This window comes from Moritella sp. (genome assembly GCF_033791185.1).
Classification (GTDB): domain Bacteria; phylum Pseudomonadota; class Gammaproteobacteria; order Enterobacterales; family Moritellaceae; genus Moritella.
In genome coordinates this window covers 22,290-36,456 of sequence record NZ_JASJHF010000257.1, presented here as the reverse complement: position 1 = coordinate 36,456, position 14,167 = coordinate 22,290, and the positions used below count along the sequence as shown (strand labels likewise).

General features: G+C 39.5%; 12 protein-coding genes. 5 read left to right on the top strand and 7 right to left on the bottom strand.

Features of this window, described 5'->3' with window-relative positions; translation table 11 throughout:
- Positions 1–658: 658 nt before the first annotated feature.
- From QNK26_RS15010 to QNK26_RS14985, 6 genes are all read right to left on the bottom strand, one after another.
- On the bottom strand, positions 659–865 hold the full coding sequence (locus tag QNK26_RS15010; RefSeq protein ID WP_319224512.1) for a cold-shock protein: 207 nt from the start codon (positions 863–865) through the stop codon (positions 659–661).
- Positions 866–1,115: 250 nt separating this feature from the next.
- Positions 1,116–1,340 (bottom strand): hypothetical protein, encoded by a 225-nt coding sequence (locus tag QNK26_RS15005; RefSeq protein ID WP_319224509.1) that lies wholly within the window; start codon positions 1,338–1,340, stop codon positions 1,116–1,118.
- 21 nt (positions 1,341–1,361) lie between these two features.
- The gene (locus QNK26_RS15000) at positions 1,362–2,453 is read right to left on the bottom strand and encodes an alanine/ornithine racemase family PLP-dependent enzyme (RefSeq protein WP_319224507.1); all 1,092 of its coding nucleotides are present in this window, start codon (positions 2,451–2,453) and stop codon (positions 1,362–1,364) included.
- On the bottom strand, positions 2,450–3,589 hold the full coding sequence (locus QNK26_RS14995; RefSeq protein WP_319224504.1) for a DUF1611 domain-containing protein: 1,140 nt from the start codon (positions 3,587–3,589) through the stop codon (positions 2,450–2,452). Before QNK26_RS14995 ends, QNK26_RS15000 begins: the two co-directional genes overlap by 4 nt.
- Before the next feature lie 254 nt (positions 3,590–3,843).
- Positions 3,844–5,310, bottom strand: coding sequence for a HAMP domain-containing sensor histidine kinase (locus QNK26_RS14990; RefSeq protein WP_319224501.1), 1,467 nt, complete (start codon positions 5,308–5,310; stop codon positions 3,844–3,846).
- Positions 5,300–6,004 (bottom strand): response regulator transcription factor, encoded by a 705-nt coding sequence (locus QNK26_RS14985; protein ID WP_319224498.1) that lies wholly within the window; start codon positions 6,002–6,004, stop codon positions 5,300–5,302. Before QNK26_RS14985 ends, QNK26_RS14990 begins: the two co-directional genes overlap by 11 nt.
- A 224-nt stretch (positions 6,005–6,228) precedes the next feature.
- Here QNK26_RS14985 and QNK26_RS14980 point away from each other — a divergent pair, with 224 nt between their 5' ends.
- The 5 genes from QNK26_RS14980 (at position 6,229) to QNK26_RS14960 (ending at position 13,384) form a co-directional block, all read left to right on the top strand.
- Positions 6,229–6,684: a hypothetical protein gene (locus tag QNK26_RS14980; protein WP_319224495.1), complete on the top strand. Its 456-nt coding sequence runs from the start codon at positions 6,229–6,231 to the stop codon at positions 6,682–6,684.
- A 641-nt stretch (positions 6,685–7,325) separates the two neighbouring features.
- Positions 7,326–8,867 carry a Re/Si-specific NAD(P)(+) transhydrogenase subunit alpha gene (locus QNK26_RS14975; protein ID WP_319224493.1) on the top strand — a complete coding sequence of 514 codons (1,542 nt, stop codon included), beginning with the start codon at positions 7,326–7,328 and terminating at the stop codon, positions 8,865–8,867.
- 12 nt (positions 8,868–8,879) lie between these two features.
- Positions 8,880–10,406: a Re/Si-specific NAD(P)(+) transhydrogenase subunit beta gene (pntB, locus tag QNK26_RS14970; RefSeq protein ID WP_319224489.1), complete on the top strand. Its 1,527-nt coding sequence runs from the start codon at positions 8,880–8,882 to the stop codon at positions 10,404–10,406.
- A gap of 226 nt (positions 10,407–10,632) precedes the next feature.
- Positions 10,633–11,823 (top strand): amino acid aminotransferase, encoded by a 1,191-nt coding sequence (locus QNK26_RS14965; RefSeq protein ID WP_319224487.1) that lies wholly within the window; start codon positions 10,633–10,635, stop codon positions 11,821–11,823.
- A gap of 334 nt (positions 11,824–12,157) precedes the next feature.
- A complete protein-coding gene (locus tag QNK26_RS14960; RefSeq protein ID WP_319224480.1) occupies positions 12,158–13,384 on the top strand; it encodes an OFA family MFS transporter in 1,227 nt (408 codons plus the stop codon).
- A 61-nt stretch (positions 13,385–13,445) separates the two neighbouring features.
- Here QNK26_RS14960 and QNK26_RS14955 read toward each other — a convergent pair whose 3' ends face one another.
- On the bottom strand, positions 13,446–13,934 hold the full coding sequence (locus QNK26_RS14955) for a hypothetical protein (protein ID WP_319224477.1): 489 nt from the start codon (positions 13,932–13,934) through the stop codon (positions 13,446–13,448).
- Between the last annotated feature and the right edge of the window lie 233 nt (positions 13,935–14,167).

Here is a 14,167-nt window from a genome sequence, read left to right as displayed (position 1 = left end):
GTTTAGTATATCTAAACACATTAAGTTAAATGTTAGCGTTAATATCGAACTCCACTTTAATTAAAACAAGAATCATTATCAAGGAAGTCTTTGTAAGCCAATGTAACAAGATCTTATGGTCATTTAGTTAAGTTGGGGTAACGTCAGTGGGGGGCTATGTATATCGATGGCATTTAGTTATGAGGTTTCTATCGATTGGTCAATGCGTGGACGCTTTATACGAACAGCTTAACGCATAGCGAAAACAATAGTGGTGAGCCACTTTATCGCCACTAGGTACTTCTTGCTAAGTTAAGTTATTGATATTAAAGTGGTTAAATTACTTCTTATGTAATTCCTTGTTATATAAGTTTATATTACTGCTAATTAGCGAATTTCATTATGAATAGCGCTAATTACCTTATTTAAAATATCGTGAGTTGAAACGAGAGTCTAGGTTTACCTACATGAATAGTGACCTTGATTACTCATATTATTTCATTGTGGCAAATATGGCGCAGAGTTGGCTGATTTGTAGCTACTTGGTGTTCACTAATTAGGTGGGTTGTTACTTGAATATAATACTTTAAAATTAACAAAAAAAATGGCAAACCCGCAAAGGTTTACCATTTTTTAATATTTATTCAGCGCAATATCAGAGCTGAAACTTCATAGCAAATTAAAGTGCTACGATGTTTTCTGCGTTCGGGCCTTTTTGACCTTGGCTTACAGTGAATTCTACTTTTTGGCCTTCAGCTAAAGTTTTGAAACCTTCGCTAGAAATAGCACTAAAATGTGCGAATACATCTGGGCCAGACTCTTGCTCGATGAAACCAAAACCTTTCGCTTCGTTAAACCACTTAACTGTACCTTGAACTTTAGACATAATAATATCCTGTAATTTTAATGTTTAATTGCCTTAATAGGCTTGAATAGCGTAAAAAAACTGGAACTTAAAAACTGCAGAGCGAGGTATTATTAATATAACAACGAAATGGAGAATGTAAACAAAAGGCTTTCTTGCTGAGGCACACTCTATAGAATCTAAAATAAAAGTCAAAGTTATTTAAAAAATAATAATCAATTTGCTGTAAACATATACGTGCATGTGCTGAAATCAATGCAATAAGCAGTGCTTATGAGCGTTTCTTTGAATAGCGGTTTAATTTTTTTGCGCGAATGTCGGCGTACTTGTTTATTATTTTCATAACCAGTAGTTTTTGTTTATCTGAAACGGGTTGTTTATACATTACCTTGTTGAGCGTTTCAGAAAGGAAGGTTTGCTCCCATCGACTAAATGATTCAAAGTGAAGCAAAACAGCATCGTTTAGTTTGGTGAAGAAATCATGTTCTGTGTTCAAGCTGTTATACCTCAGTTTTAGTTAGGCGAGTTGCTGTTGCATGCCGTCTAATTGGGTTAAAAAATATTTGTGAACAAAAGGTGACGTCATGGCGAATAAAAGCGCACTATAATTTAACTTAAAATTAATTTTTTGTCCCACGATTAAAGATTTCCCCGACGTTTCAATGATCAAATGATCACTTGTGGATGACACTATGGTGATTCCTTCTGGTGGTGTTATCCCCGAAATGCTGACGTCTTGACGACCTAGCGCAAGAATCGCTTGCGATACAGCCCCTCGGTCATCGGTGTGTGGCTTTTCTCCAAATGCATTGACTGCGCGCTTACCCCAGGGCTGAGAGGGCTTTATTTTAGATTCGATAACTTCAGCTGTCAGTGTAATAACATCGTTAAATAATCCCTTTATATGTTCTTGGTACAGTGCTTCGCAACCTAAGAAAATGGCTTCCCCCAAACGTAAATCGTTCACACGTGTGGGTTTGGTATTGTTAAACGCCCAATTAAGGGACGCGGAGTTGCCACCCGAAATGATATCTAATTGCATATCAAATTTACGATCAATTTCATCTGCTAAATCAGACAGTTGAGACATGTTATTATCATCTGGGGAGACCCCATAACGACACGCAAGGTTAGAACCTATGCCCCTTAGTGTAATGTGGGGTAGGTGGGTAATATTTTCGATGAAACTGAGCAGATCTATTGGCATAACCCCTTCACGAAGATCTCCGAGCTCCACCATGATGATAATATCATGTGTGATGTTTAATTTACTGGCTGCGGCGGAAAGAGCACGAATGACGACGAGTTCAGTATTCAGGCTGATATCACAATATTGAATAACGTTTTTCACCTGGCTTAACATTGGCGAGCGTATCAGCATAGCTGGAATGGTAATACCCGATTTTTTTATTTTTTCAATATTTTCTATACGAGAGTCTGCAAGTATTTTAGCCCCTGCATTGACGAGAATCTGAGCGATAACAGGATGGCCTAGACAAACTTTGGTTACTGGTGTTACCGATATCCCTTTTAAGCCTAACTGATGAATGAGTGTTTGAGCATTATGTTTAATTTTACTGCTGTCGATTTCTAAGCGAGGGTAGTTCACCCTTTTACCGTCATTTTTCTCTCTAAATGAGGAAAGGCTGACAAGACCATGTCGACGAGTGCTTTCTTCGGTTGAGATAGCGCATCTGTCACTGGGATCCCCAATTTAGTGGCGTAATGGTCAATTGATGGGCAGATATCATCAACATGCATATCTTGATGGTTGAGTGTTAAGCCAATCACCGAAGTATCTGAAAATGTTTCAATGAGTTTTATTTCTGAAGCCGCTGTTGGCATGGGCATTTGAGGAAAATCGGTACGAAATAGGCGCTTAGGCGCATGTTGTAAAATAACCCCTGTTGGGCAACTTCCGCGGAGAATAAATGAACTGGTAGAGAATGCGGGATGGCTCAATGCGCCTTGGCCTTCAATAATGATAAGATCTGGGCTCTCAGTATCATCCGCTTTAACGATCATTGCTTCTAGTTCACCAGCGCAGAATTGTGACGGCACCGCATCTAAAGCAACCCCGTATGGTGCGCCTTGCATAATACCGGTCTGTCCTGTGGCGATCATGACAATCTTCAGCCCTTTCTCTTCTAGCGCCTGGGTTAATATTGTAGCTGTTGTGCGTTTACCAATGGCGCAATCAGTCCCCATTACCGCGATGCGTGGACATTTTACGTCGTGTATTTTTCCGCTAAATGTTTGTAAATCTTCTTTGTTTTTAGGCTTTCGAATGTCTAAAATAGTGACGTTGTGCTTTATACTAGCCGCTAAAAATGTAGGGTCATCAGTTAGAAATTCATGTAAGCCATTAACAATATTCATCTTTAATGACATCGCATCTAAAATAAGTGTTTTTTCTGCAGCAGATAACAAGCCACTTGATGGTGCAATACCGAAAATAAAATAGTCTGGGGTAGCATTGGCATGTGCCATTGCGGCGTTCATATCAGCCAAAATAGGGATGCCATTTTGGGCTTCGTTAAGTACTTGACCTGCATCCAAGCCAGCAGATTCACTATCGATGACAGATAGGATCTGATATTTCTGTGAGTGTCTAACAAGTCCGTTTGCTGTTTTTCCGTCAACTTTACCAAAGTTACCTTCGCAATAAATAACCGCGCTGGGAATTACTGTATGGGCTTGATTTACAAGCATAGACGTATCGTTCACTTCCGTTGTTTTTGACATAATAATAGCCTAGTAGTTTAAGGCTTAGGAGGGCGACTGAAGAGTGCCGAGATGTTAATCGGAAAGGATTAGAAGTCCCTACTAAGCGGTAGGGAGAGGCAACACGATAACACACGCAACTTCACATTGTCGGTATTTTGACGTTTAATTTCGGTTTGTAAAATTTGCTTGTTGGTATTGTTGATAAAGCTGGGTTTATTACAAGATCTAAGCTTAAGATATATGGACCCAGCATAACGAGTTAGAAGCTAATTTTATAAGCTCGGACTGGTCGGTAAGCTAAAACTGAATGTTGTACCTTGACTCAATACACTCGATACCGAGATATTTGAATGATGCAAGGACAGTAGTTTTGCCACGATAGCGAGTCCTAACCCCGAGTTACCTTGTTGGCCGTTGACGGTATTTTTTGCCCTGAAATGCGCATCAAAAATATGCTCTACATCTTCTTTAGGGATCCCGACACCTGAATCGGCAATACTAATGATTAATTGATTATCTTTAGGCTGTAGATGGATCTTAATACTGTCGCCAGATTGACAATGTCTTAGTGCGTTATCGACTAGGTTGGTGAGCACCCGCTCCAACTTGGCAATATCGGCAATGGCTTGCAAGCTGGGGTCTTTAGGCTCAACTGACAGGGTTATATTTTTCTGTTGGGCTTGCAGTTGAAACTTGCTTAATACGTCCTGCGCTAGTTCTGCGACCGCCACAGGTTCTTGGTATAGGCTTACCGTATTACTGTCTAATTGCGCCAGTTCGATGATCTGCTCGACTAGGCGCTGTAATTGATTAGCGTTCTTTTGCGCCACTTTAATAAAGTCCGTTCCTGCAGCCTCTGGATATTGTAATAACCAGGTTTCTAAATAACCTTTTAATGACGCCAGTGGTGTTTTCAAGTCATGGGATATATGTGACAACATTTCCCGACGTAATTGCTCCGTCGATTTTATCTGTGTCAGCTGTTTATTGATCTTACTTTCTAATGACGAAAAATTGTTATGCAGATTAATGATCTCTTTAGCGGCATATTGATTGGGTGTCGAGTTAGAGATTGTGGTGAAGTCACTCTTAACGAAATTGCTCATATCTTTGTCTAGCTGACTGATTGGTCGAACAAGTCGCGCAAAAATAAACATTAATAAAGCAAAAGCGAGGGCAAAGAAGATAATTAAGGCGGCGAGTATCTTATACATATCACTGTCAAAAGCTAAGTTTTTAACGATACTGTCATATTTGTCACCGCCTAGAATAACAAACACATAACCAATTTGTTGGCTGTCTTTAAATATGGGTGCAGATGAAAATAGCTTTTGCTGATCTAGGCTTCTTGGGTTATCCGCATAAATAGGGTAGGTAGCGCCTTTCATAAAACGATCTAACGGTTTTATGTTAATCGAATCACGCTTAATTTTGCTGGGTTCAGCGGCATATACTAACAACTTCCCCTGGTTATCTGTGATATATATTTCATAACTTGGACCCAGTAGCATCAGGCTGTGAAAGGCCGGTCTTAGTGCTGTTTTACTAATGTCACCTTGTTGTAAATCATCTGAGTAATGGATGATTTGTTGAGCTAAATTTTTGTGTAGTGTTTGTTCTACGCGGGCAGAATTAATATCGGTAATTGCACAATAAATAATAAACAACCCCGTTGCCATCATGACAAACAAAATAATCAATGGGAAGGTTATCTGCCCTAATAAGGATCTATGCGACATCGCTGACCTCCAGTTTATAACCAACGCCCCACACGGTTTTGATGTAAGTGGGCTTTGCTGGATTTGGTTCTATTTTGTTTCTCAATCGATTCATGTGTGAGTTGACGGTATGTTCATAACAGTCATTGTGATAATCCCACACCTCTGCAAGTAGTTGCTCTCTGCTATAAACACGACCTGGCGATTTAGCTAAAAACACCAATAACGAAAATTCGGTACTGGTTAATGTGATTAGCTCTTTATTTCGATGCACGCTATGTGTTGCTTGGTCTATGATCAAATCGGCAATCTTAATTTGTTCAGGTTCGACATTTTTTGCTGCTTGTACATTGCTACGACGCAGCAGGGCTTTTACTCGGGCTTGTAATTCTAATACGCTAAACGGTTTGGCAAGATAGTCATCAGCACCGGCTTCCAGTCCTTGTACGCGATCTAACTCTTCAGTGCGTGCGGTTAGCATCATGATAGGCACAATGGCATCTGTCGCTCTTATTTTTTTGCATATATCGAGCCCATCCATATCGGGAAGATTGAGATCCAGCAAGATAAGTTGGAAGGTGTGTTCGCTTAGCTGTTGAAAAGCATCTTTAGCGTTATGACAACAAATGACCTTGTTGCCTATCATCTCTAGATTGATGCGTATTAAATTAGCGATATCCTGCTGGTCTTCGACCACCAATACATATGTATCCATTGTATGCTTACCTCTTATGCGATCTCGATATTTAGCTATCGTATTATTGTGTTTTTATAGTAATAGTAACTGTGAACACAAAGCATATTAGCCTTATTTAGTGCGATCTGCGTTGGGTTTTTTATCACCACTTGTATCGATATCATACATCTGTCATTTTATTCATGCATTTTTATTTATCTTGGCTACCGTTAAATTATACCCCACGAATAGAGTGTAACAGCATGCTTGGTCAGATAACTGAAACTGATAAATTAATTTTGTTATATCAATTTGAAACTCAAGGTGAACTCGCGCCTGATGAAATTATTGATATCTCTGATGAAGAAGCACGCTTTATTCGTACATCGGGTGACTATGTGCTGTGGGAAGCGGGTAAACGTGATTTTGATTATCCTGAAGTCGCTAATTCACATTGGCTAGAAACTACCTATCTCGGCCAAGCGGCTAAATTAGATTGTTTGCAGTCTCGAGATGCTATTTTGTGTCCGTTATTTATGAGCAACCAATTTCATGGCGAATGGCATATTCACAATGGATTTTTGCGAATGAACATAGAATCCTCTCATCATCAGATGGAATTGTTCTCAGTGGCCAATTACGGCAGCAACATTCATTCATTGTTATTGTTTAAAGATAAACAGTTAAAAGGCGCTGCAAATATAACGCTAATGGTTTAGATAATTGTGGGCTATATATCTAATAAAACCCCTGCTTGATAAGTAAAACCATTCAATACCATAGCCAAAACTAATCAATCAGCATTAAAGTGATAGTTAAATTATCGAATCGCTATTTTTAGCGTGGTGAATTTGAACTTTTGCTGCTGTAATATTAGCCATGAATCACTACCTAAAACGATAAAATGTAAAAAAATGACACTTATAATAAAAAGTAACAACTTATGTCTTTTTATTTCACAGTGTCATTTTTGCATTTTGTAACCTTTTGATATCTCAAATTCTTTCAAACGAAACCCGAACTGATTGGTCATGTAAATCATTGAAGAATAAAATAATTTAATCTTGTCTTCCCTACTTTAAAGATGCTTTAATCCGAGTCGGATAATTATTTATTTTACTTTTAATCCACATTTTAGATTCTAAATTCCATTTGAACTGAGGTAAATTAGAATAAATTGTTGTTGCGTTAAGTCACATTTTTGTGAACAATCGTTAGTGACAAATTACTCACTTCATTTTTATTATGAATGAGTTAAATCCGATATTTTGTACTGATGCTTCACCGTACCTCATGCTTTATGGGATACACATGGAACGTAGTATTTTATCTTTGATGTTGAAACAGACAGGAACAGATGATGCAAATAGGTATACCAAGAGAGAGCCTCAAAGGTGAAACTCGAGTTGCTGCTACACCAGCAACTGTTGAGCAGTTACAGAAATTAGGCTTTTCTGTGTTGGTTGAAAGCAACGCAGGTCAATTAGCAAGTTTCAGTGACGCTACTTTTGAAGCTGCTGGTGCGACAATATCAGAAGATACCAAACAAGTTTGGGCTTCAGATATTGTACTAAAAGTAAATGCGCCAGCAAATGACAAAGAAATTAAGTTATTACAAAAAGGCACTTCTTTAATCAGTTTCATTTGGCCAGCCCAAAATGAAGAACTTCTAGAGAAGCTTGCAAAACGTGAGATTAACGTTTTAGCAATGGACTCTGTGCCGCGTATTTCACGTTCACAGTCACTTGATGCATTAAGCTCAATGGCTAATATCGCCGGTTACCGTGCGGTTATTGAATCAGCAAATGAATTTGGCCGTTTCTTTACCGGTCAAATCACCGCAGCTGGTAAAGTACCACCTGCTAAAGTACTGATTATTGGTGCTGGTGTTGCTGGTCTTGCTGCTGTAGGTGCTGCTGGTAGCTTAGGCGCAATTGTACGTGCTTACGATACTCGCCCAGAAGTTAAAGAACAAATCACCAGTATGGGTGCTGAATTCTTAGAAGTCGATTTTGAAGAATCTGCTGGTTCTGGCGATGGTTATGCGAAAGTCATGAGTGACGACTATAAGGCTCACGAGCAGAAAATGCTTGCTGACCAAGTTGCTGATGCTGATATCGTCATTACCACTGCACTTATTCCGGGTCGTCCTGCGCCACGTCTAATTAGCCAAGAAATGGTTGATGCGATGAAAGCGGGTAGTGTCATTGTTGATTTAGCAGCTGTAAACGGCGGTAACGTTGAACCAAGTGTTGTAGATAAAGTTATTACTACTGATGGCGGCGTTAAAGTTATCGGTTACAACGAAATGGCTCGTCGTCTACCTGCACAAGCATCTCAGCTTTATGGTACCAACTTAGTTAACCTGCTTAAGTTATTAACACCAGAAAAAGACGGTGAAATTAACATCAATTTTGATGATGTTGTTCAACGTGGTGTTACGGTTATCAAAGACGGTGAAATTACTTGGCCTGCGCCACCGATTCAAGTTTCAGCAGCTCCTCAAGCGGCTAAAAAAGAAGAAGTGAAAGAAGCGCCTGCTAAGCCAGAAAAGAAAAAAACAGGTATCTACAAAGCATTACTTGCTGGTGGCGGTATCTGGGCATACTCAGCATTAGCAAGTTATGTTCCTGCTGAATTCTTAAATCACTTAATGGTATTTGCACTGGCCTGTGTCATTGGTTATTACCTGATTTGGGATGTGGCTGCGTCATTACATACGCCGCTAATGAGTGTAACGAATGCTATTTCAGGTATTGTTATCCTTGGTGCTTTCTTCCAAATGGGCGCAGAGAGTGGTCTGGTTACCTTGCTCGCATTCCTCGGCACATTTATTGCCACAATCAACATCGCCGGTGGTTTTGCCGTTACTGAGCGTATGCTGAAAATGTTCCGTAAATAAGGATTTTTTATAATGTCTCAAGAATCAATTGAAGCTGCACAAAATGCTATCAATGCTGCGCAAGCAGCGGTAGATGCAGCAACACAAGCCGCTCAAGTTGCAGTTGCAGATCAAGCACCTGCTGTTGTTGCGGCGGTACAGGACGTTGCAGTAGCAACTGGTGGTCAAGGTATTTTAGAAGCGGCATATATTGCCGCTGCGGTATTATTTGTACTTGCCCTTGCTGCACTATCAAAGCAAGAAACGGCTCAACAAGGTATTTTTGTTGGTATTCTAGGTATGATTGTTGCGGTTGTAGCAACATTATTTAGTAACGACGTAACAAATATCGGTTATATCATTGCTGCAATGCTGGCTGGTGGTGCATTTGGTGTACGCTGGGCAAACAAAGTTGCAATGACTGAAATGCCAGAAATGGTTGCTATCCTAAACAGTTTTGGTGGTTTAGCGGCAGTATTCATCGGTTATAACAGTTATATCGAACACGGTATTACAGATCCAGTAATGTTAAGCATCCACTTAACGTTAATTTTCTTGGGCGTATTCATCGGTATCGTTACATTTGTTGGTTCATTAGTTGCTTGGGGTAAATTAAACGGTCGTGTTAAATCGAGCGCATTAATGTTACCACACCGCCATAAAATGAACTTAGCAGCATTACTTGTTATTGCTTATTTGATGTTCTCGTTTGTGGGTGCTGGCCTTGAAGGTGACACTGCGGCGCTAGTAATCATGAGTATCATCGCCATCGTATTCGGTGCGCATTTAGTACTATCAATTGGTGGCGCAGACATGCCAGTTGTTGTATCTATGCTGAACTCATACTCTGGTTGGGCTGGTGCAGCTACCGGTCTTATCTTAGGTAATGATCTGTTAATCGTAACGGGTGCCCTAGTTGGTTCTTCAGGTGCAATCTTAAGTTATGTTATGTGTAAAGCGATGAACCGTTCGTTTATCTCTGTTATTGCGGGTGGCTTCGGTAACGATGTTGCTGCACCAACAGGTGATGAAGAGCAAGGTGTTCACGTTGAAACATCGGCTGCTGAAGTTGCTGAAATGCTAATGAGTTCTAAGCGCGTAATCATCACTCCTGGTTATGGTATGGCTGTTGCACAAGCACAGTATCCTGTATTCGCGATCACCAAGAAATTACGTGACGCTGGTATTGATGTTCGTTTTGGTATTCACCCTGTAGCGGGTCGTTTACCAGGTCACATGAACGTATTACTTGCTGAAGCAAAAGTACCTTACGATATCGTATTAGAAATGGATGAGATCAACGATGATTTCCACACGACTGATACAGTACTTGTCATCGGTGCGAATGATACGGTTAACCCAGCAGCGAAAGAAGAAAATTCGCCAATCTCAGGAATGCCAGTACTAGAAGTATGGAACGCAACTAACGTTGTGGTATTCAAACGTAGTATGGCGACGGGTTATGCTGGTGTTCAAAATCCATTATTCTTTAAAGAAAACACAACTATGCTGTTTGGCGATGCTAAAGAAAGCGTAGAAGAAATCTTCAAAGCAATGTAATTGCGCTGTCAGTATCGGTTAAATGATACAAGATTTTTTGAATGAAAAGGGAGCCGAAAGGCTCCTTTTTATGTTTTACAATTAGTGTAAATTAAGCTCTGATATTATTTTTTATATCTCAGGCATTTTTTAGTCACATCGCTATGAATTTAGAGGTTGTGATGGTATAAATAAATGGAATCTTAGGTTTAATACGTAGTTTAATTACAAACAGATAGGGAATACCATGTTTGAGAAAATCGTTACAGCAGCAGCAGATCCAATTTTAGGTTTAACTGAAGCATTTGCTAAAGATCCACGTGCCGAAAAAATCAATTTAGGCGTGGGTATTTATAAAGATGAAACAGGTCAAACACCTATCTTAAAATCAGTTAAATTAGCAGAACAAAAGCTAATAGATGAAGAGAAAAGTAAAAGCTATTTAAGTATTGAAGGCCATAAAGCATATGCGTCAGCAGTACAAAAACTATTATTTGGTGCCGATAGCGATGTTGTAACTCAGCAGCGTGCAATTACAGCACAAGCGCCGGGTGGTACTGGTGCACTACGTACAGCAGCTGATTTTATCAAAAGTCATTTAACCAGTGATCGTATTTGGGTCAGTAACCCAACATGGGCAAATCACGGTAATGTATTTAAAACCGCGGGTCTAGACGTTGAGCAATATGCTTATTATGACGCTGAAACACGGGGTTTGGATTTTAATGCTATGTTAGCGTCTTTAGCAGAAGCTGAAGCGGGTGATGTGGTACTTTTTCACGGTTGCTGCCATAACCCAACGGGGATTGACCCAACGCTTGAGCAGTGGGAAACACTAGCGCAATTATGTGCTAACAAAAAGTTATTACCATTGTTTGATTTTGCATACCAAGGTTTTTCTACGGGTGTAGAAGAAGATGCTGCTGGTCTACGTGTATTCGCACAGCATTGTGAAGAGCTATTGGTTGCTAACTCATTCTCTAAAAACTTTGGTTTATACAACGAACGTGTTGGTGGTTTAACGCTAGTAGCGAAAGATTTAGATGTTGCTACCGCGGCATTTAGCCAAATCAAATCAGGTATTCGTGCCAATTACTCTAACCCACCGGCACATGGTGCGGCGGTTGTTGCGATTATTCTTGATAATGAAGAATTACATAAACAATGGATTGCAGAAGTAGCTGAAATGCGTGCACGTATTCACGAAATGCGCGAGCTATTTGTGGCGACACTTGCTGAAATGGGCGTGACAGGTGACTATAGCTTCATTACCCGTCAAAACGGTATGTTCTCATTCTCAGGACTGACTAAAGAACAAGTTGCTACGTTGAAAGATGAACACGCTGTTTATATCGTTGGTTCTGGCCGTATCAGTGTTGCTGGTATGACTAAAGCAAACATGCAGCCTCTATGTAAAGCGATTGCAGCGGTACTTTAGCTGCTAGGTAATAGATAACTGCTATGCAATAGATAATTGTTGATAGAGTTAATGATAAAATGAGTGCTTAGGCGCTCATTTTTCGTTTCAGAGTATTAGTTTTTATAACTTATCTCAGTTGCCATTTTTAATATTGAGGGGATATTAAATAACGCTAAATTGCGATGGTATGGAGTTAAAAATGTCCAGTAATTATTAGCTAAGTAATTTATTCTTGATATTTATCTATAACTAAGCGGTTTGTTTCAATAAATTCATTATATTTTAAATTAAAAGTTGTACCTAGATCACAAAACGTGTAAATTGCCGCAATCTTTGTAACCTTGAGGCAAAAATGAGTAATAAACCACTTCAAATCCTATTAGCTGGTATTGGCATAAACTTAACAATTGGTATCTTATACGCATGGGGTGTTTTCACTGTACCTCTAGCTGAAGCGTTGAATGTGACTGCTACAGATGTAAAATCACCATATAAAATTGCGGTTTTCACTTTTGCTACTTGTTTACTTATTGCTGGTATCTTACAAGACAAAATTGGTCCTAAAAAAGTGACTATGCTTGGTGTAACACTAGTTGGTCTTGGTCTTATTGCTTCTGGTTATACTACAACGTTAACTGAACTTGAATTTACCTTTGGTGGTATTGTTGGTGCCGGTATCGGTTTCGCATACGCATGTATTAGCCCTAGTGCTATGAAATGGTGGCCAAAAGGTAAGAAAGGGCTAGTAAGTGGCTTAACTGCTGGTGGTTTCGGACTTGCTTCTGTTTACCTCGCTCCACTATCTACAAGCCTAATCGAAAGTTATGGTATCTACGATACATTCAAAATTTTAGGTGCTGGTATATTAGCAATCGCTATACCATTAGCAGCGATGCTTGTTGCGCCACCGGCTGGTTATGTTGCTGATCCTTCAGAAGCGAAAGCGGTTGCGTCAAATGATGACATCAATCTTAACTGGCAACAAATGTTGAAAACACGTCAGTTTTATCAGTTATGGGTAATGTTCATGGTTTCAGCTGCTGCCGGTATCATGCTTATCGGTAGTATTGGTAACATCAGTAAATCAATTGGCCTGACGTCAGAGCAAATTGCATTCAGTGTTGTATTACTTGCTATCTTTAACACCGGTGGTCGTGTTGTTGGTGGTTTAGTATCTGACAAGATTGGTCGTATCAATACACTTGCTTTAGTATTCATAATGCAAGCGGCTAATATGGCGTTCTTCACTACAATTACAACGCAAATGCCACTAATGGCTGCGATTGCAATTGGTGCAATGTCATACGGTGCACTACTAAGTGTATTCCCTACGATCACTGCTGATAACTACGGCCTTAAAACATACGGCACTAACTTCGGTATCCTTTATTCTTCATGGGGTGTATCAGGTTTCTTCGGTGGTTTCTTAGCGACTGTTGCTGGCTCAACTAACAATACTTATTTTGCTTTCTCTGCACTATTAGTTGCTGTTACTGTGGTTGCTTTCTTCACTAAGCCTGTTGATAAAGCAGCTGTATTAGCGAAAGAAGAAAATAAATTAAATGCAGCTAAGGCTTAATTATTAGCGCTTATTAATTTGTGACAAAGGGATAGCTCAAGCAATTGACTATCCCTTTTTGTTAGAAATGAACGTTACCGCCTAAAGTAAAATATTTCAAATCAGCTTGGATAACGGTATAACCCGCCTCGATACTAAATGCATCTCCGAGCTCCATACCAAATTGGATACCACCAGAAAATCCATCTTCTTCCCATTTATTGATATTCGATTTCAATGTCTCTTCTAAATAACCCGCTCTTAATCTTGCATAGTATTTACCTGGTGTGCGATAGGTTCCGTAGATAGCGTAAGATTCATATTCCAAATCAGTATTGTTCTTATCCATATCGACAAAAGTGCCTTCAAATTCGAAACCAAAACCACTTTTTTGAATGCCGAGCATAAAAGTCGCTGGAATTTTAGGGTCTAGTTCATCAAAGGCAGTATAGATATAACCTGTTTTAGCACCGAGATAAAAGTCGATATCACCTGATGTTTTATCCTTGGCAATTACGGGTGTTACAGCTATTGCACTGAGTGATAAAATGAGTGGGATTAAGTTTTTCATCGTTGATCCTTAATTTATGTGAACTATGACGTGTTTTTTTAATCATAGTCTTAACAGCTGAATTCGCTATAATATGAACTAATTATCAGTCTAGAACCTAAGTGATAAGCCTATTTAGGCGGTATTAATCCACTGAATATGGCGCGTATGAGCAGATCTCGTAGTGAAGAACTGTTAATTTGTAATATAACTACAGAGGTTTTTATTTGAACGTGGTTTAAATGAGGTTAATC